An 18,224-nucleotide genomic window follows, 5' to 3' on the forward strand; every position below is an offset into this window, starting at 1 on the left:
TTGGATCGATCGAATGACTGACACCCGTAACGGCGAGGACAGCGGCAAATTGCTTTATTGCTCCTTCTGCGGCAAAAGCCAGCACGAAGTGCGCAAATTGATTGCTGGGCCCTCGGTATTTATCTGCGACGAGTGCGTCGACCTGTGCAACGACATCATCCGAGAGGAGGTGCAGGAAGCCCAGGCCGAAAGCAATGCGCACAAATTGCCTTCGCCGAAAGAAATCAGCGGCATCCTGGACCAGTACGTGATTGGTCAGGAGCGCGCGAAGAAGGTGCTCGCGGTAGCGGTATACAACCACTACAAGCGCCTGAATCAGCGTGACAAGAAGGGCGACGAAGTCGAACTCGGCAAGAGCAACATTCTCCTGATCGGGCCTACTGGCTCGGGCAAGACGCTGCTCGCCGAAACCCTGGCACGCCTGCTGAACGTACCGTTTACCATCGCCGACGCCACCACCCTGACCGAAGCCGGTTATGTTGGCGAGGACGTCGAGAACATCATTCAGAAGCTGCTGCAAAAGTGCGACTACGACGTGGAGAAGGCCCAGATGGGCATTGTCTACATCGACGAAATCGACAAGATTTCGCGCAAGTCGGACAACCCGTCGATCACCCGTGACGTTTCGGGTGAAGGCGTGCAGCAAGCGCTGTTGAAGTTGATTGAAGGCACCGTGGCTTCCGTGCCGCCGCAAGGTGGTCGCAAGCACCCGCAACAGGAGTTCCTGCAGGTTGATACCCGCAATATCCTGTTCATTTGCGGTGGCGCATTCTCTGGCCTCGAGAAGGTCATCCAGGGCCGTTCCACCAAAGGCGGCATCGGTTTTGGTGCGGAAGTGCGCAGCAAGGAAGAAGGCAAGAAGGTTGGTGAATCCCTGCGTGAAGTCGAGCCTGATGATCTGGTCAAGTTCGGTCTGATCCCTGAGTTCGTTGGCCGTCTGCCGGTGTTGGCTACCCTCGATGAACTCGACGAAGCTGCGCTGATGCAGATTCTCACCGAGCCGAAGAACGCTCTCACCAAGCAGTACGCCAAGCTGTTCGAGATGGAAAGCGTGGACCTCGAGTTCCGCAGCGACGCTCTCAAGGCCGTCGCGCGCAAGGCTCTGGAGCGCAAAACCGGCGCCCGTGGCCTGCGTTCGATTCTCGAAGGCGTGTTGCTCGACACCATGTACGAGATTCCTTCGCAGAAGGAAGTCAGCAAGGTGGTGATTGACGAGAGCGTCATCGAAGGTGCCTCGCAGCCGTTGCTCATTTACGAGAACAACGAGCCGCAGGCCAAAGCCGCACCGGACGCCTGATCCAGGCAGCCGTTGTGAAAAATGAAAGGGGCCTTAGGGCCCCTTTCTGCTTTTCCCGCTTAAGTGCTTGTAATTTGAAGGACCTACCCCCACATTAGGTCCAAGCACTATTTCCACCGGATTCGGCCATAAGGCCGCTGTAGAGGCGAAATCATGAAGACAACCCTCGACTTGCCTCTTTTGCCATTGCGCGATGTCGTCGTTTACCCGCACATGGTTATCCCGCTGTTTGTGGGGCGCGAAAAATCCATCGAAGCCCTCGAGGCGGCGATGACGGGCGAAAAGCAGATCCTGCTGCTTGCCCAGAAAAACCCTGCCGATGATGATCCAGGTGAAGACGCCCTGTACCGCGTCGGCACCATCGCCACTGTCCTGCAGCTGCTGAAACTGCCCGATGGCACCGTCAAGGTCCTGGTCGAGGGTGAGCAGCGCGGCGCTGTCGAGCGTTTCAACGAGGTTGATGGGCATGTCCGTGCCGACGTCAGCCTGATCGATGAAACCGACGCCCCAGAGCGTGAGTCGGAAGTGTTCGTGCGCAGCTTGCTGTCGCAGTTCGAGCAGTACGTGCAGTTGGGCAAGAAAGTCCCGGCTGAAGTACTGTCCTCGCTCAACAGCATCGAAGAGCCGGGACGCCTGGTCGATACCATGGCCGCGCACATGGCGCTGAAGATCGAGCAGAAGCAAGAGATCCTCGAGATCGTCGACCTGCAGGCGCGGGTCGAGCACGTGCTGGCCTTGCTGGATGGCGAGATCGACCTGCTGCAGGTGGAAAAACGCATCCGCGGCCGGGTCAAGAAGCAGATGGAGCGCAGCCAGCGCGAGTACTACCTGAATGAGCAGATGAAGGCCATTCAGAAGGAGCTTGGTGATGGCGATGAAGGCCACAACGAAGTCGAAGAGCTGAAAAAGCGCATCGATGCCGCTGGCCTGCCCAAAGATGCTCTGACCAAGGCTCAGGCTGAGCTGAACAAACTCAAGCAGATGTCGCCTATGTCGGCTGAAGCTACCGTGGTGCGGACCTACCTCGACTGGCTGGTGCAGGTGCCATGGAAAGCCCAGAGCAAGGTCCGCCTGGACCTGGCCAAGGCTGAAGAAATTCTCGACGCCGACCACTATGGCCTGGACGAGGTCAAGGAGCGCATCCTTGAGTATCTCGCCGTACAGAAGCGGGTGAAAAAGATCCGTGGTCCTGTGCTGTGCCTGGTTGGCCCGCCTGGCGTCGGCAAGACCTCGCTGGCCGAGTCGATCGCCACTGCTACCAATCGCAAGTTCGTCCGGATGGCCCTTGGTGGCGTGCGTGACGAGGCCGAGATTCGTGGTCACCGGCGTACCTACATCGGCTCCATGCCGGGCCGCCTGATCCAGAAAATGACCAAGGTTGGCGTACGTAACCCGCTGTTCCTGCTTGACGAGATCGACAAGATGGGCAGCGACATGCGCGGCGATCCGGCCTCGGCACTGCTGGAAGTACTCGATCCCGAGCAGAACCACAATTTCAACGACCATTACCTGGAGGTCGATTACGACCTGTCCGACGTAATGTTCCTGTGCACCTCGAACTCGATGAACATCCCGCCGGCGCTGCTCGACCGAATGGAAGTCATCCGTCTGCCGGGTTACACCGAAGACGAGAAGATCAACATCGCGGTCAAGTATCTGGTGCCTAAGCAGGTCAAGGCCAACGGCCTGAAGAAGGACGAGCTGGACATCGATGTCTCGGCGATCCGCGACATCATCCGCTTCTATACCCGCGAAGCCGGTGTGCGTGGGCTCGAGCGTCAGATTGCGAAGATCTGCCGCAAGGTGGTCAAGGAACACAGCGGGCAGAAATCGGTGAAGGTCAAGGTCGCCAGCGAGCAGCTCGAGCATCACCTGGGCGTACGCAAGTTCCGTTACGGCCTGGCTGAGCAGCAGGATCAGATCGGTCAAGTGACCGGCCTGGCCTGGACCCAGGTGGGCGGTGAATTGCTCACCATCGAGGCGGTAGTGATCCCTGGCAAGGGCCAGTTGATCAAGACCGGTTCGCTCGGTGACGTCATGGTCGAGTCGATCACGGCGGCGCAAACCGTGGTTCGCAGCCGTGCCCGTAGCCTGGGGATCGCCGCTGACTTCCACGAGAAGCGCGACGTTCACATCCACATGCCTGAAGGCGCGACGCCGAAGGATGGCCCGAGCGCAGGCGTTGGCATGTGCACCGCATTGGTCTCGGCACTGACCCAGATCCCGGTCCGCGCCGACGTGGCCATGACCGGCGAGATCACCTTGCGGGGTCAGGTTCTGGCCATCGGCGGGCTCAAGGAAAAACTCCTCGCAGCGCACCGGGGTGGGATCAAGACGGTGATCATTCCCGAAGAGAACGTTCGTGACCTGAAAGAGATTCCGGACAACATCAAGCAGGATCTTCAGATCAAACCGGTCAAATGGATTGACGAAGTCCTCCAAATTGCGCTGCAATACGCCCCCGAGCCCTTGCCAGATGTGGCTCCGGAGATCGTCGCGAAGGATGACAAGCGCGACAGCGATGCCAAGGAAAGAATCAGCACGCACTAATACGTCTCACGCTGGGGGGCTTTCCTTGACAGTTTTTTCGGGCCCTTGCTATAAAGCGGCACGCTCGTGTCAACAGGCCACCCAGCGCTCGTTTTGCATGCACTAATTACATACTTAGAAACATACTTAAATTAGAGATAAGGGGACTTAGAGTGAACAAGTCGGAACTGATTGACGCTATCGCCACATCTGCTGATATTTCGAAAGCCACCGCCGGTAAGGCTCTGGATGCAGTGATCGACTCCGTACAGGGCGCTCTGCAAAAAGGCGACGACGTGGTTCTGGTAGGTTTCGGTACTTTCACGGTCAAAGACCGTGCCGAGCGCACTGGCCGTAACCCGCAAACCGGTGCTGCGATCAAGATCGCTGCAGCCAAGGTTCCTGGCTTCAAGCCTGGCAAAGGCCTGAAAGACGCTGTCAACTAAGTCGTCTGTTCAGCCGGCCGCGGGGCTACCGTGGCCAATCGCGTGACGGCGGGACGCAAACGTTCCCGCCGTCACGCTCGCTTCGAGAAGGCGCATCTTCGGATGCGCCTTTCTTCTATCAGGACTCTACCCACGCTCCGCGGTTGACGACGCAGTGGTACAACCGTTTCTGGGGGACGCATGCTGCAGAATATCAGGGACAATTCACAGGGTTGGATTGCCAAGACCATCATCGGCCTTATCGTCGTGCTGATGGCATTGACGGGCTTCGAGGCGATTTTTCAGGCCGCCAGCCATAGCCAGGACGCCGCCAAGGTAAACGGTGAAACCATCAGCCAGAACGAGCTGAGCCAGGCTGTCGATATGCAGCGCCGCCAGCTGATGCAACAGCTGGGCAAGGACTTCGATCCTGCTCTGCTGGACGAAAAGATGCTGCGTGAAGCAGCGCTCAAAGGCCTGATCGATCGCAAATTGCTGTTGGAAGGTGCCAAGGACGCGAAATTTGCGTTCTCCGAGGCCGCGCTGGATCAAGTGATCCTGCAAACGCCTGAGTTTCAGGTTGATGGCAAGTTCGATGCAAACCGCTTCGACCAGGTCATCCGCCAGATGGGCTACGGGCGCCTGCAGTTCCGCGAGATGCTTGCTGAAGAAATGCTCATCGGCCAGCTGCGCACCGGGCTTGCAGGCAGCAGCTTCGTCACCGACAAACAGGTCGAGGCGTTTGCGCGTCTGGAAAAACAGACCCGCGACTTCGCCTCGCTGACCTTCAAGGCCAACCCGGCTGCGGTCAAGGTCAGTGACGAAGAGATCAAGGCGCACTACGACCAGCACGCCAAGGAGTTCATGACGCCGGATCAGGTCGTCATCGACTACATCGAGCTGAAAAAGTCGGCGTTCTTCGACCAGGTCAAGGTCGATCCGGCCGAGCTGCAAGCGCTGTACGAGAAAGAGATCGCCAACCTGGCCGAGCAACGCCATGCCGCGCACATCCTCATCGATGTCAACGACAAGGTCAGCGAGGCCCAGGCCAAGGCCAAGATCGAAGAAATCCAGCAGCGCCTGGCCAAAGGTGAAGACTTCGCCGCTCTGGCCAAGGAGTTCTCGCAGGACGCCGGTTCCGCTGCCAGCGGTGGTGATCTTGGCTTCGCCGGCCCTGGTGCTTACGACGCCGAGTTTGAAGATGCCCTGTACAAGCTGAACAAGGACCAGGTGTCGCCGCCGGTTCGCAGCGAGTTCGGTTATCACCTGATCAAGCTGCTGGGTGTCGAGGCGCCCCAAGTGCCGACCTTCGCCAGCCTGAAAGACAAGCTGACCCGCGAGCTGAAAACCCAGCAGGTCGAGCAGCGCTTCGTTGAGGTGACCAAACAACTGGAAGACTCCGCCTTCGAAGCCTCCGACCTGGCCCAGCCGGCTCAGGACCTGGGTTTGAAAGTGCAGACTTCGGCGCCGTTCGGGCGTGAAGGTGGCGACGGCATCACAGCTAACCGCCAGGTTGTCCAGGCCGCGTTCAGCGAGGAAGTGATCGACGAAGGCGCCAACAGCAGCGCGATCGAGCTGGATCCAGAGACCGTGCTGGTGCTGCGTGTCAAAGAGCACCGCAAGCCCGAGCAGTTGCCGCTGGAAGCAGTCGCGCAACGGATCAGCGAGCACCTGGCCAAAGAGAAGGCGACTGCCGAACTCAAAGCCAAGGCTGACAAACTGATTGCCGGTCTGCGTGACGGTTCGATCGCCGCCGGTGCTGGCCATGACGGTCAGACCTGGAAAGTCCAGGAAGCGGTCAGCCGCGGCCAGGAAGGTATCGATCCAGTCGAGCTGCAGGCAGTGTTCCGTCTGGCCAAGCCTGCCGGCAAGGACAAGCCTGAATACGCCAGTGCCGTGCTCGCCGATGGCAGCCTGGTGGTGGTCCAGCTGCGCGGCGTCAACGAAGGCGCTGCGGCCACCGATGAAGAGAAGCAGCAGATCCGCCGCTACCTCGCTTCGCGTGCCGGTCAGCAGGACTTCGCGGCCTACCGCAAGCACTTGGCAGCTACTGCCGAGATCACTCGCTACTGAGTTGATCTGCCCAAAACCAGACAGGCCGCTTATGCGGCCTGTCTGGTTTCAGCAGCCTGCAAATGCGCGGTAATCAGCGCCGCTTGCCCTCGTAGATGTCCAGTGTGTCGCGGGCGATTTCCCGGCCCAGGGCGATCAGCTCCGGTGCCTTGTAGAACTCGAAGAACTGGCACACCCGCTTGGGCACGTTGATCAGTACATCTGGCGGATAGCCGGCAATCTTGTATTGCGCCAGCGACGTCTGCATGACCTCGAAGCTCTGGTTGATCAGGTCGAGCAGGGACGCCGGGCCGACGTTGTCGATGATGAACGAGCCCGCTGCTGAGCGCGGTGCGCCGCCGCTCTCGGGCGCCGCAGCGGGTTGCTGGCCTTCGGGGTTGGCCGCTTCACCCAGCCACGGATTGCTTGCGATCAGATTCTCGGCGAGCACTGCCTGGTCGATGCGGCTGAGCTGCTCTGCCGGCTTGCGGCGGAACGGCAGGCGCGAACCCACCGAGCTCATCAGCGCGTCGAAGCGTTTCCTGAACGCGGCGGGGCGCTCGATCACCGGCAACTGGTACTGGTTCTGGTTGGTGGCGTTGAGGTTGACCGCGATGATCAGGTCACAGTGGCTGGAAACCACCGGCACGATCGGCAGCGGGTTGAGAATGCCGCCGTCGACCAGCATGCGGTTGCCCTGCACGACGGGGGTGAACAGGCTTGGTATTGCCGCCGAGGCGCGCATGGCCTGGTGCAGGCAGCCCTCTTGAAACCAGATTTCCTGCTGATTGGTGAGGTCGGTGGCGACCGCCGTATAGGGAATGCGCAGCTGTTCGATGTTGATTTCACCGACAATCTTGCGGATCTGGCCAAACACCTTGTCACCGCGAATGGCGCCGAGACGAAAGCTCACATCGACCAGCCGCAGTACATCCAGGTAATCCAGGCTCTCGATCCAGTGGCGATAGTCATCGAGCTTGCCGGCCGCATAGATACCGCCGACCACCGCGCCCATCGAGCAGCCGGCAATGCAGGATATCTCGTAGCCGCGGCGCTCGATTTCTTCGATCACTCCGATGTGCGCATAGCCTCGTGCACCGCCCGAACCCAGCACCAATGCAACGCGTTTACTCATGTCATTCCCTCGCGGCTGTGCGACCATCCCCCAACAATGCACCCATTGCGCCCTCGGCTTCAATGCAAGCCTTGCTGGACTACGCTGATGAGGGCACTTTTCGCTTGGCCGAGCGTCGAACGGCCACTCCCTTGTGCACTTTGAGGTATTACTGATGAAAGCATGGATCTGCCTGCCATTGATGGTTGTGGCGCTCGCTGGCTGCGCCGGCAAGACGGCCTATCGTGACAGCTGCGCAACCCAGCTGGACGCCGCCTGGAAGGAACTCGACCTGGCCAAGGCCGAAGGTTTCGCTGGCACCGTCAGTTATTCCAAGGCGTTGTCGTTGCTGACCGGGGCCAAGACCCAGCAGCAGTTCGAAGGTTTTGAAGGCTGTGCAAAAAAATCCGAGAAGGCCCGCTTCTACATTCGTGAGTCCCGCGCCGGGCGTTGAACAAGGAGCGTTGTATGTCTGCCATGCTTGATCACGTGGTTGCCCAGGTGCTGACCCTGCAGGTGCGCTTGCTCGCCTGCCGCGAGCGGCTGGCGGCTGATGTCGACAGTGAAGCCCTGCACGACCTACGCACCACCACGCGGCGCCTGCGCAGTTTGCTGCGGCCGCTGCGGGGCTTGCCTGCAGTCGATCAGTTGGAAGATGCCGCGCGGGCACTGGGCGCCCTGACCACGCCGCTGCGTGACCGTGAGGTGCTCGCTGCCGAGTTGCGCGAGCGTGGTCAACAGGACGCTGCCGAGCGGCGCCTGCGGGGCAGGGCGCAGACTTTTGCCACTGTGGCCGCGAGTCCCGAGTTGACGCGCATGCTGGCGATCATCGACGCGTTTCCGGCGTTTCTGCGGGCAGCGGATCGCGAAGGCCTGGTCAAAGGCCTGCAAAAACGCGTCGACAAACGCCTCGGTAAACAGTGGCACAAACTGCAGCAGGGGTTACTCGACCCAGCCCACGATCGGCACCGTTTGCGCCTGTTGATCAAGCGTGTGCGCTATGGCGATGAGGCCTACCCACAGCTTGATCATGCCGACGACAAGCTGCAGCGCCTGCTCAAGCGCGCGCAAGGCGATCTGGGCGATTGGCACGACCGTCTGCAGTGGTTGGCGCAGGTACCGCTCGACGTAGCGCTACGGCCCTGTCAGGCGGCCTGGCAGGCTGAGCTTGAGGCTGCTGAGCGGCAAGCTGACCTTACCTTGAAGCGCCTGCACAAGGCAGTGTCACACCGCTAGGCGCTGGATTGACCGATATGAAGCCTGCATCGGCGAGCGCAGCTGGTTAAGATCGGTTGCAACTGGGGCGCCTGGCTGCCCCGATTCGATAGCCAAGCCTGCGAGATCGCCATGACCTTCACCCAATTGCTGGCCGCGGTACAACAATCACCAGAAGCCGTCACGGTGCCTGCCACCTGGGCGCAGGGGCGCGCAGTCTTCGGCGGGCTGATGGCTGCCATGGTCTATGAGCGCATGCGCCTGCAACTCGTCGACGAGCGTCCGGTGCGCTCGCTGGCCATTACCTTCGTTGCCCCCGCCGCGGCAGATGTCCCGATCAGCTTCGAGGTAGAGGTGCTGCGCGAGGGTAAAGCCGTCAGCACCCTGCTTGGACGTGCTGTGCAGCAAGGCCAGGTAGTGACGATCGTGCAGGGCAGCTTTGGCGCGGGCCGCTCCTCGCTGATAGATGTCCCTGCGCAGCCCCCGGTCGAGATGAAGGCGCTCGCCGAAGCAGCGCCGGAATTGCCTTATATCAAAGGTGTGACGCCAGAGTTCATGCGCAATGTGGCCTTGCGCTGGACGCTCGGCGGGCTGCCCTTCAGTGGCAACACTTCACGGCAAATGGGCGGCTGGGTGCGTTTGCGTGATGTGCCTGAGGAGGCCGCGACCGAAGCGCATCTGCTGGCCTTGGTCGACGCCTGGCCGCCGAGCCTGCTGCCGCACCTGAAACAGCCTGCGGCGGGCAGCACCCTGACCTGGACCATCGAATTCATTCAGCCCCGGTCGCAACTGAGCACCCATGACTGGTGCCGGTATTGCGTGGACACGGAATACGCCAAGGATGGCTACGGCCATGCCTCGGCGGCGTTGTGGACGGCTGACGGCGAGCTGCTTGCCCTCAGCCGCCAAACCGTCACCGTATTTGCCTAGCGACGATAGCCGTGGCGTTGCAGTCCCAGACCGGCGATCAAGGCGATCACGCCTACCGCAATCTGGCTCAGGTCCATTCCAAACACGCCGGACAGGACCAGCAATGCTCCAAGGACGACCAACGCTACGGCTAGCAGCAACAGTGCCAGCTCGGCCGGTTGGCGGTGGGCGTGGTGCTCGCCACGCCATTGGCTGGGGTGAAGGTTGAACAGGCGCTTGCTCATGGGCATTTCCTCACAGTCATGCCCAAAGCTTAGTGCTGCACGGTCATTGCGGCCAATCGAGGCTGGCTATGGTGCCTATAGCTTGAGCTGACCGATCGCCTTGTTCAGCTCACCGGCGAGGGTCGCCAGCTCGCTGCTGGTGGTCGCCGAGCCGACGGTCTGCTGCACGGTCTGCTCGGTCACATCGCGGATGCTCACCACCGCGCGGTTCATTTCCTCGGCCACCTGGCTTTGCTGTTCGGCAGCCACTGCAATCTGGGTGTTGCTCTCGCGCATCTGCGCAACCGCGCTGGTGATCTCCGCCAGCGACTCACCAGCCTCGCGGGCCTGCTTGACGCAGTCATCGGCCTTGTATGAACTCTCTTGCATAAACTCCACCGCGTCGCGGGTGCCCGACTGCAGGGCGCAGACCATGTCGGTGATTTCGTCGGTGGAGCTCTGCACACGTTTGGCCAGGTTGCGCACCTCGTCGGCGACCACGGCAAAACCACGGCCCAGATCGCCCGCCCGCGCCGCTTCGATGGCGGCGTTCAGGGCAAGCAGATTGGTTTGCTCGGCAATACTATGAATCACCCCAACTACGCCGTTGATCTTCTGGCTGTCTTCCGCCAGCTGGCGGATCATTTCAGCGGTCTGCTGCACGCCGCTGGACAGCCCGGAAATCGAATCCTGCACGCGACCGACGACTGCCTGCCCGCTGCCGGCAAGCGTGTCCGCAGTTTGCGACAAATCACGGGTGGCACCGGCATGTTGGGCGATGTGGTGCACAGTCGCGGTCATTTCGTTGATGGCGGTGGCGGCCTGGTCGGTCTCGCTTTGCTGGCCGAGCATGCCGTGGCGCACATCGCTCATGCTCGCTGCCAGGCGCGCGGCGCCGGAGTCGAGCTGTGCTGCAGTGCGCGCTACGGTGCTGACTACCCGGTGATAGGTCGACTGCATGGCGTTGAACGCGCCGGCCATTTGCCCGACCTCATCGCCGCAGGCCAGCGGCACACGCGCCGACAGGTCGCCGGTCTTCTCGACGTGGAGCATGACGTCCTTGAGCGTGTTGAGCTGGCTGAGCAGAAAGCGGATCAGCAGCTGCGACGCACCGAGCATGGCCAGCATCAGGACCATCACGCACACCGCGTAATTGGCGAAGCGGTCTATAAACACCTGGCGCAGGCTTGGCGAGTGCGCCAGCAGCGCCAGTTGCTGTTGGCCATGGCTCACGACCTGAGCACCGCGCAGCGGGTTGTCACCCAATAGCGAGCGATTGGCCAGCTCGACCCAGCCCTGGGCGTTGTTCAGTGCGGGCAGTGGTTGGCCGGCGAAACTTGGCGTTTGCCCGGCTTGCCAGCTGATCAGATTGGCCAGTTCAGGCAGCGCTTGCGCGGCCGGCCAGGCCGCAAGCAGACGAGCCTGCGCCTGGGCGGTTGCTCGCGCACCTTCGGCCCGGGCCTGCTGCTCGAGCTGCACGGCGTACAGCACCAGCAGCAGGGTGGTGACAAAGGCCACTGCGTTGACGGCCCAGAATTTGTACTTCAAGGAAATATTGCTAAGCCAGGCACCCATCGTATAGGTCTTCTCTGAGTTGAGCGGAAACAGCATTGGCAAGGTGCCATCATTGTTTCCGATTGCTTCAGAGTGGGTCTTGATGTGTGTCAACGAATCCCGGTCGGCTTATGCCTCTACTGGCGGCAGGGCGAAGAACTGGCGCGCGCACTCGGTGGTGTGCCTTGCCGTGTATTCCAGGCTTTCACCGCGGTGCAAGGCGACCTCACGCAGCACCTCGGGCAAGAACGCAGGCTCGTTGCGACCGCTTTTCGGTTTCGGCCGCAAGCTGCGCGGCAGCAGGTACGGTGCATCGCTTTCGAGCATCAGTCGACCCACGGGGATGCTGCTGACCAAGGGGTGCAGGTGGGTGCCACGGCGCTCGTCACAGATCCAGCCAGTGATGCCGATGTGCAGGTCCAGATCGAGATAGCCGAAAAGCGCCGCGCGCTCGCCGGTGAAGCAATGCACCACGGCGGCCGGTAACTGGTCACGGTAGTCCTTCAGGATCGCCAGCAGGCGCTCGCTGGCATCGCGCTCATGCAAAAACACCGGCAGCTGGGTTTCTACTGCCAGGGCCAGATGTGCGTGCAGGGCTTTCTCCTGCTTAGGCCGTGGCGAGAAATCGCGATTGAAGTCCAGGCCGCATTCGCCGACTGCCTTTACCCGAGGCTGAGCGAGCAGGTGGCGCAGTTGCCGCTCGCTGTCGACACCCCAGCTCTTGGCATCGTGAGGGTGTACGCCAGCGGTGGTGAACAGTCGATGCCCCGGTTCATCCAGTTGCTGGCACAGCTCCAGCGCCTGTTCGCTGCCCTCCAGGCTGGTACCGGTCACGACCATTTGCACGACGCCGGCCTGCTGCGCGCGCTCGACGATGTCAGCCTCTTTGCCGTGGAAGCTGCTGTTGGTCAGGTTGACGCCGATATCGATCAGTTGCATGGTGCTACCTCGTGCTGCGGGGCGGCCAGCATAGCAAATCCCCCGAACATCGCGAAAAAGCCAAGAACTTCAATGGATTGCCAAGGTCTTTCAGTCTCTGCTGGCGCCGCCGCAGAGGCCTCTTCCCACACCATGGACATGTTTGCCGATGCAGCGATTCCTGCTGATTGTTTCGCTGATGTTCAGCCTGCTAATGGCGGCCGCCGCTCATGCGGCAGTGTCCGGGCCGGCGCAGGCCAGCTCAACCAGCAAGCTGCCGCGCGATCTGGCGCAGGTGCGCAGCAGCAAGGTACTGCGGGTGCTGGTCAACCAGAGCCGCAACAGCTCCGGGGAAATCAAGGGTGAGCCTGTCGGCATCGAATACCATCGGCTGCGCGCGCTGGAGCATTTTCTCAATGGCCGCGAACGCCAGGGTGATCTGATTCAAGTCAAATTGATCCCGCGGGCCAAGGAGCAACTGCTCGGCGCCTTGCAGCGCGGGGAAGGTGACCTGGCAGCGCCGGGCGAGCTGCTCGACCCGGCCCAGGTCAGTGGCGTCGGGGTGAGTGCGCCAGTACTCGACAACGTGCCTTTGCTGCTGGTTGGACGCAAGGGCGAGCGCAGCTTCAGTCGGGTCGAGCAGTTGTCCGGGCGCACCATCGCCTTGACCACCGCCAGTGGCGCGGGCCCTGCGATTCAGGCTATCAATCAGCAGCTGGCATTGCGCAAGCGCGCACCGATCAAGGTCGAGTGGGTAGACCCAACGCTGGCGGTCGAGGATGTGCTGGAGATGGTCCAGGCCGGCATTTACCACCTGACTGTTGTGGAGCGGCCGATCGCGCTGCGCTGGGCCCGGGTGATGCCGCGGCTGCGTGTGGACAGCAAGGTACAGATCGGCCAACCGCAGGCTGTGCGCTGGTACGTCGGTAGAGACGCTGATCAGTTGCTGGCAACTGTCGACCGCTTTCTGGCCGGCTACCGCGCCCCGGAAAACCAGGACGCCGCATTCGAGCGTATCTACCGGCGCCAGTACCGCGTGCACAATCCGCTGGCCCGCCAGGAGCGTCAGCGCTTGCAGGCGGTGCGTGGGGTGTTGCAGAAGCACGGCGAGGCGCAGCAGATCGACTGGCTCAATCTGGCCGCGCTGGCGTTCAAGGAATCCACCCTTAACCCCGCCGCGCGAGGCGTTGGCGGCGCCCATGGGCTGATGCAGATCACGCCGTCGGCGGCGCAGCGGGTAGGGGTGAGCAACACGGCGAACGTGGACGGCAATGTCCAGGCCAGCGCGCGGTATCTGGCGTTGATCCGTCGCAAGTTTTTCGCCAGCCCTCAGCTCAACGAGCGCGAGCGCATGGCGTTTGTGCTGGCGGCGTACAACCTCGGCCCGGAGCGGGTCCAGGCGATGCGTGCAGAGGCGCGCAGGCGCGGGCTCAATGGCAATCAGTGGTTCTTCCAGACCGAGCGCATTGCCATGGAGCAGGTCGGCATGGGCCCGGTCAATTTCGTCAACAGCATCAACAAGTACTTCCTCGCCTTCAATCGCGAGCGCGCCAGCCTCGAGCGCGTCGCCAGGCGTTGAGCAATCTAGCTGTCACAAGGGCTAAACGTACAGCTTGTAAGTTGTCGCGTGTAGCTCTAGCATAACCCTTGCGCCGATTTAAACAGCTACTTGCGGGGCGCAGGAGGCAGCCCCATGCCAGGGCACTCTGAAATACCGCTAAAACGCTGGTTCGGTGACGCCTCCCACCGCAGCCCAGCGGGATTCGCGAGGCGGAGAATTACTCCATGAGTTGTCCACGTACCAGTGTCTGCCTGACCCCTCTGCCTGCCGGCCAGGTATCGCGCACCCCGCGCATTCTACTCAGCGGCCAGCACCAACCTACCTTGTTGCGCCACCTTGACGGCTTTTCGCGGCGCAAGGGCCAAGCTCGCGCGTTTCTCATTCAGTTCGCTGAAACCTGTGCTTTGCTCAAGCAGTACGGCAGCGACCGGTTTGATCTGGCGGTGATTCAATCGCCTACGGCGGAAGAGGCGGGGGAGGTGATTGGTCACTTGACGCGGATTGCTCGGCAGGGGTTGATTACCCGGCGTTGAGTGAGCGGTGTGCCGAGATTTTGGGGCCGCTGCGCAGCCCTAAAATCGTCACCCTACCTCATACGTGATACTGGCAATAAACCACACAGCTTCCCCGGTCGGTGTCTGCACGATCACCTCATCCCCCTCCGACTTCTTCAGCAGTGCTCGCGCCATCGGCGAGTCGATCGAGATGTAGTCATTACGCCCGTAGATTTCGTCGTAGCCGACTACCCTGAAGCGCTTGACCTCGCCGGCCTCGTTGTCAATTTCTACCCAGGCACCGAAGAACACCTTGCCCTCTTGTTCGGGGGCGTAGTCGACAACGCGGATATCCTCCAGGCGCTTGCGCAGGTAGCGAATTCTGCGGTCGATTTCGCGCAGCAGCTTCTTGTTGTACTGGTAATCGGCGTTTTCACTGCGATCGCCAAGCGATGCCGCCCACGCGACCTTTTGCGTGATTTCCGGGCGATAGGTTTGCCACAGATGATCCAGCTCTGCTTTCAGCGCAGTGTGGCCTGCGCGGGTGATGATGTTGGTTGGCAATGCTGACTCCATGCACGGTCGAGCTGATTGCTTGCACAAAACCAGGCTAGCGTTGCCAGGCGTGCAAACGTCGAATTCAATACAGAATTGGGCAGGCGCCCAACAGTCACGGAGCCGAGGCTAGCACGCAAGGCTGGCCTCGGTCACACCGGGTGTCGAGCGCTTCGCGTCAGCCCTCGCGCAGCACTGTCAGCGGGCTCGCATTCAGCGCCCGGCGAGTACCAAACACCCCAGCACCGCCAACTAGCAGGGCGCCAATCAATGGCAGCAACAGCAGCCACGGATGCGGGCTCCACTGCAGATCGAAGGCGTAGCGATACAGCGCCCAGCTGATCAACTCGCAGCCCACTGCCGCGAGCACACCGCTGGCGGCGCCGAGCAGGCCGAACTCGATCCGCCGCGCCCGCACCAGTAATGGCCGACCGGCACCCAGTGCACGCAGCAATGCGCCTTGGCGGATGCGCTCGTCCAGGGTGGCCTGCAGCCCGGCGAACAGCACTGCCAGGCCTGCTGCGAGCACGAACAGCAGCACGTATTCGACCGCCAGGGTGACCTGGGCGAGGATGCTGCGCAGCTGTTCGAGGAGGGCGTCTACCTGGAGAATGGTGGCTGCCGGGAACGCACGTGATAGCGCCACCACTTCCTGATCATGTCCTGGGGCCAGATAGAAGCTGGTCAGGTAGGTGGTAGGCAGGCCTTGCAGGGTGCCCGGCTGGAAGATCATGTAGAAGTTTGGCTGGAAGCTGTCCCAGTGCACGCTGCGCAGGCTGCTGACGCGGGCCTGGCGTTGCTGGCCGGCGATGTCGAAGTTGAGCAGGTCGCCGAGTTTAAGGTGCAGGCTGGCAGCCAGCTCGGTTTCCACCGATACCCCCGGGATGCCGTCACTCGCTGGGGCTGCCTGCCACCACTCACCGCTGACCAGCGCATTACCCTGCGGCAGATCGGCCGCCCAGGTCAGGCTCAGGTCGCGCTGCACAGCGCGTTCGCCGGTGGACTCCTTGCTCACCAGTTGGCGCACCGGCTCATCGTTGATATGGGTCAGCCGGCCGGGGATGACCGGGTACAACGGCGCGGAGATGGCGTTTGCTTCACGCAGACGCTGGGCGAACGGCTCGCGGTTATCCGGCAGGATATTCAGGGCGAAATGATTCGGCGCATCCTTTGGCAGCTGCGCTTGCCAGTTGTCCAGCAACTCGGCCCGCAGCAGCGCGACCAGGCCCATCGCCAGCAAGATCAGGCCGAACGCCAGCGCCTGGCCAGCTGCGGCCAACGGGTGGCGCAGCAACTGGCCAAGGCCCAGTCGCCAGGTCAGCGGCGCACCGGCCAGCAAGCGGCGCAGACTGCGCAGGCCGAGCAAGAGCAGGCCGCCGAGGAGCAGGGCGGCAATCAGGCCGCCAGCGAGCAGGGCAAAGGTCAGCAACAGGTCCAGGCTCAGCCGCCACATGATCAGGCCAAGGGCGAACAGCGCTGTGCCATACACCAGCCAATTGCTGGCTGGCACAGGCAGCAGGTCACGGCGCAATACTCGCAGCGGTGGCACCCGGCCCAGCGCGGCCAGCGGCGGCAGGGCGAAGCCGGCCAGGGCCACCAGCCCGGTGGCGATACCGGCCAACGCTGGAGTGAGGCCACCCGGCGGGATGGTGCTCGGCATCAGTCCATCCAGCAGGCGGAACAAGCCCAGCTGTGCCAGCCAGCCAATAACTGCCCCGGCCAATGCCGCGACCAGGCCCAAGGCTGCCAGTTGTACGCAGTACAGGCCCAAGGCCTGGCGCCTGGACAGGCCCAGGCAGCGCAGCAGTGCGCTGGCGTCGAGGCGGCGTGCGGCATAACGGCTGGCCGACAGCGCCACCGCTACCCCAGCGAGCAACACCGCGACCAGGCTGGCCATGTTCAGATAACGCTCGGCCTTGCCCAGTGCGCCGCCGATCTGACGATTGCCATCGCGGGTGTCGCGCAGGCTCTGGTTGGCCGCCAGGGTTGGCTCCACGGTCTGGCGATAGCGGCTCAGCGTCTCGGCCTCTCCACGCCACAGGTCGCGGTAGGTCACTCGGCTGCCAGGCTGGATCACGCCAGTGGCCTGCAAGTCGTCGAAGTTGATCAGCACCCGCGGCGTCAGGCTGTAGAAGTTGTTGGCGCGGTCGGGCTCGTAGGTCAGTACCCGGCTGATGCGCAAGCTCTTCATGCCGACGTCGATGCTGTCACCCATGGCCAGGCCCAAGGCTACCAGCAGGCGCGGTTCGACCCAGGCCTCGCCAGGCGCCGGGCTGCTGCCTGGGCGTTCTTCGGCAAACGGCGCGGCGGCGCTGCGCAGTTCGCCGCGCAGAGGGTAAGCGGCATCGGCGGCTTTGATGCTCGACAGCTGGATACCTGCATCGGTGCCGACCACGCTGGTGAACTCCACGACCCGCGCATGGCGCAAGCCCAGCTCTGTGCCGGCGCTGAGCTGCGGATCGGTTGCCGCCGAGCTGCCTTGCAAGACCAGGTCGGCGCCGAGGAATTCGCTGGCGCGCAGTTGCATGGCGCCGTTGAGGCGAGCGCCGAAGTAGCCGATGGCGGTGCTTGCCGCCACCGCCACCAGCAGGGCGAAGAACAGCACGCGCACTTCACTGGCGCGAACATCGCGCAGCAGCTGGCGCAGGGCCAGGCTGCACAGGCGCAGCAACGACAATCGTCTCATCACGGCTCCAGGGGCGCGACCAGACGGCCAGCGTCCAGGCGGATCAGGCGGCGGCAACGTTTGGCCAGACGCTCGTCATGGGTGACCAGCACCAGGGTGGTGCCGCGCTCCTTGTTCAGTTCGAACAGCAGGTCGCTGATGCGTTCGCCGGTGTGGCTGTCGAGATTACCGGTTGGCTCGTCGGCGAACAGCACCGCCGGCTGCGCGGCGAACGCGCGCGCTATCGCCACCCGTTGCTGTTCACCGCCGGAGAGCTGGCGCGGGGTGTGGGTCAGGCGCTGGCCCAGGCCGACCCGCTCGAGCAGGCTGCGTGCCACCTCGCGGGCATCACGACGGCCATCGAGCTCCAGCGGCAGCATGACGTTCTCCAGGGCGTTGAGGCTGTCGAGCAACTGAAACGACTGGAACACAAAGCCGACGTGCTCGGCCCGTACTCGCGCGCGCTGGTCTTCATCCAGCGGACCGAGATCCTGCCCGGCCAGGATTACATTGCCTGCGCTGGGCCGGTCGAGACCGGCGAGCAAGCCGAGCAGGGTGGATTTGCCCGAACCGGACGCACCGACGATGGCCAGGCTGTCGCCTTTGGCCAGATCCAGGTCCAGCGCGTGCAGGATGGTCAGGTCGCCTTCCGTGCTGGGGACCACTTTGCTAAGGTTCTGCGCAACGAGAATGCTTTGATCCATGGAGAATC

General features: G+C 62.3%; 15 protein-coding genes and 1 pseudogene. 9 read left to right on the plus strand and 7 right to left on the minus strand.

Annotated elements, in window-relative coordinates:
* The first annotated feature begins 13 nt into the window (after positions 1-13).
* The 4 genes from clpX (at position 14) to FW789_RS02275 (ending at position 6,324) form a co-directional block, all read left to right on the plus strand.
* Positions 14-1,297 (plus strand): ATP-dependent Clp protease ATP-binding subunit ClpX, encoded by a 1,284-nt coding sequence (gene clpX / locus FW789_RS02260; RefSeq protein WP_103437966.1) that lies wholly within the window; start codon positions 14-16, stop codon positions 1,295-1,297.
* Positions 1,298-1,450: 153 nt separating this feature from the next.
* Positions 1,451-3,847, plus strand: a complete 2,397-nt coding sequence (gene lon, locus FW789_RS02265; RefSeq protein ID WP_207073015.1) for an endopeptidase La — start codon at positions 1,451-1,453, stop codon at positions 3,845-3,847.
* 152 nt (positions 3,848-3,999) lie between these two features.
* The gene (locus FW789_RS02270) at positions 4,000-4,272 is read left to right on the plus strand and encodes an HU family DNA-binding protein (protein WP_101321070.1); all 273 of its coding nucleotides are present in this window, start codon (positions 4,000-4,002) and stop codon (positions 4,270-4,272) included.
* A 180-nt stretch (positions 4,273-4,452) separates the two neighbouring features.
* Positions 4,453-6,324 (plus strand): SurA N-terminal domain-containing protein, encoded by a 1,872-nt coding sequence (locus FW789_RS02275; RefSeq protein ID WP_446430824.1) that lies wholly within the window; start codon positions 4,453-4,455, stop codon positions 6,322-6,324.
* A gap of 73 nt (positions 6,325-6,397) precedes the next feature.
* Here the strand turns inward: FW789_RS02275 and FW789_RS02280 are convergent, their stop codons facing one another.
* Entirely contained in the window at positions 6,398-7,438 is a 1,041-nt protein-coding gene (locus FW789_RS02280) for a patatin-like phospholipase family protein (RefSeq protein ID WP_446430825.1), read from the minus strand.
* Positions 7,439-7,592: 154 nt separating this feature from the next.
* Here FW789_RS02280 and FW789_RS02285 point away from each other — a divergent pair, with 154 nt between their 5' ends.
* The 3 genes from FW789_RS02285 to FW789_RS02295 all read left to right on the plus strand — a co-directional run bounded on the left by FW789_RS02285 (position 7,593) and on the right by FW789_RS02295 (position 9,562).
* On the plus strand, positions 7,593-7,871 hold the full coding sequence (locus FW789_RS02285; RefSeq protein WP_101321064.1) for a hypothetical protein: 279 nt from the start codon (positions 7,593-7,595) through the stop codon (positions 7,869-7,871).
* 14 nt (positions 7,872-7,885) lie between these two features.
* Positions 7,886-8,653 carry a CHAD domain-containing protein gene (locus FW789_RS02290; RefSeq protein WP_446430826.1) on the plus strand — a complete coding sequence of 256 codons (768 nt, stop codon included), beginning with the start codon at positions 7,886-7,888 and terminating at the stop codon, positions 8,651-8,653.
* Positions 8,654-8,764: 111 nt separating this feature from the next.
* Positions 8,765-9,562: an acyl-CoA thioesterase gene (locus FW789_RS02295; protein WP_186699389.1), complete on the plus strand. Its 798-nt coding sequence runs from the start codon at positions 8,765-8,767 to the stop codon at positions 9,560-9,562.
* Positions 9,563-9,564: 2 nt separating this feature from the next.
* On the opposite strand, the pseudogene FW789_RS02300 reads toward FW789_RS02295, so the two are convergent.
* The 3 genes and pseudogenes from FW789_RS02300 to FW789_RS02310 form a co-directional block, all read right to left on the minus strand.
* Positions 9,565-9,786, minus strand: a pseudogene (locus FW789_RS02300) (terminase); the annotation flags it as partial.
* Between the two features lie 75 nt (positions 9,787-9,861).
* The gene (locus FW789_RS02305) at positions 9,862-11,340 is read right to left on the minus strand and encodes a methyl-accepting chemotaxis protein (RefSeq protein ID WP_340611655.1); all 1,479 of its coding nucleotides are present in this window, start codon (positions 11,338-11,340) and stop codon (positions 9,862-9,864) included.
* A gap of 108 nt (positions 11,341-11,448) precedes the next feature.
* A complete protein-coding gene (locus FW789_RS02310) occupies positions 11,449-12,258 on the minus strand; it encodes a TatD family hydrolase (protein ID WP_446430827.1) in 810 nt (269 codons plus the stop codon).
* A 148-nt stretch (positions 12,259-12,406) separates the two neighbouring features.
* Between FW789_RS02310 and FW789_RS02315 the strand changes: the two genes are divergently transcribed.
* Positions 12,407-13,816 (plus strand): transglycosylase SLT domain-containing protein, encoded by a 1,410-nt coding sequence (locus tag FW789_RS02315; protein ID WP_446430828.1) that lies wholly within the window; start codon positions 12,407-12,409, stop codon positions 13,814-13,816.
* A 206-nt stretch (positions 13,817-14,022) separates the two neighbouring features.
* Entirely contained in the window at positions 14,023-14,331 is a 309-nt protein-coding gene (locus FW789_RS02320) for a hypothetical protein (protein ID WP_101321052.1), read from the plus strand.
* Positions 14,332-14,379: 48 nt separating this feature from the next.
* On the opposite strand, the gene greB is transcribed toward FW789_RS02320, so the two are convergent.
* The 3 genes from greB to FW789_RS02335 form a co-directional block, all read right to left on the minus strand.
* Positions 14,380-14,856 carry a transcription elongation factor GreB gene (greB, locus tag FW789_RS02325; protein WP_103437959.1) on the minus strand — a complete coding sequence of 159 codons (477 nt, stop codon included), beginning with the start codon at positions 14,854-14,856 and terminating at the stop codon, positions 14,380-14,382.
* Positions 14,857-15,025: 169 nt separating this feature from the next.
* Entirely contained in the window at positions 15,026-17,533 is a 2,508-nt protein-coding gene (locus FW789_RS02330; protein ID WP_446430829.1) for an ABC transporter permease, read from the minus strand.
* Entirely contained in the window at positions 17,533-18,216 is a 684-nt protein-coding gene (locus FW789_RS02335) for an ABC transporter ATP-binding protein (RefSeq protein ID WP_103437957.1), read from the minus strand. Before FW789_RS02335 ends, FW789_RS02330 begins: the two co-directional genes overlap by 1 nt.
* Between the last annotated feature and the right edge of the window lie 8 nt (positions 18,217-18,224).

It is taken from the genome of Pseudomonas sp. 1121_17 (assembly GCF_052850745.1).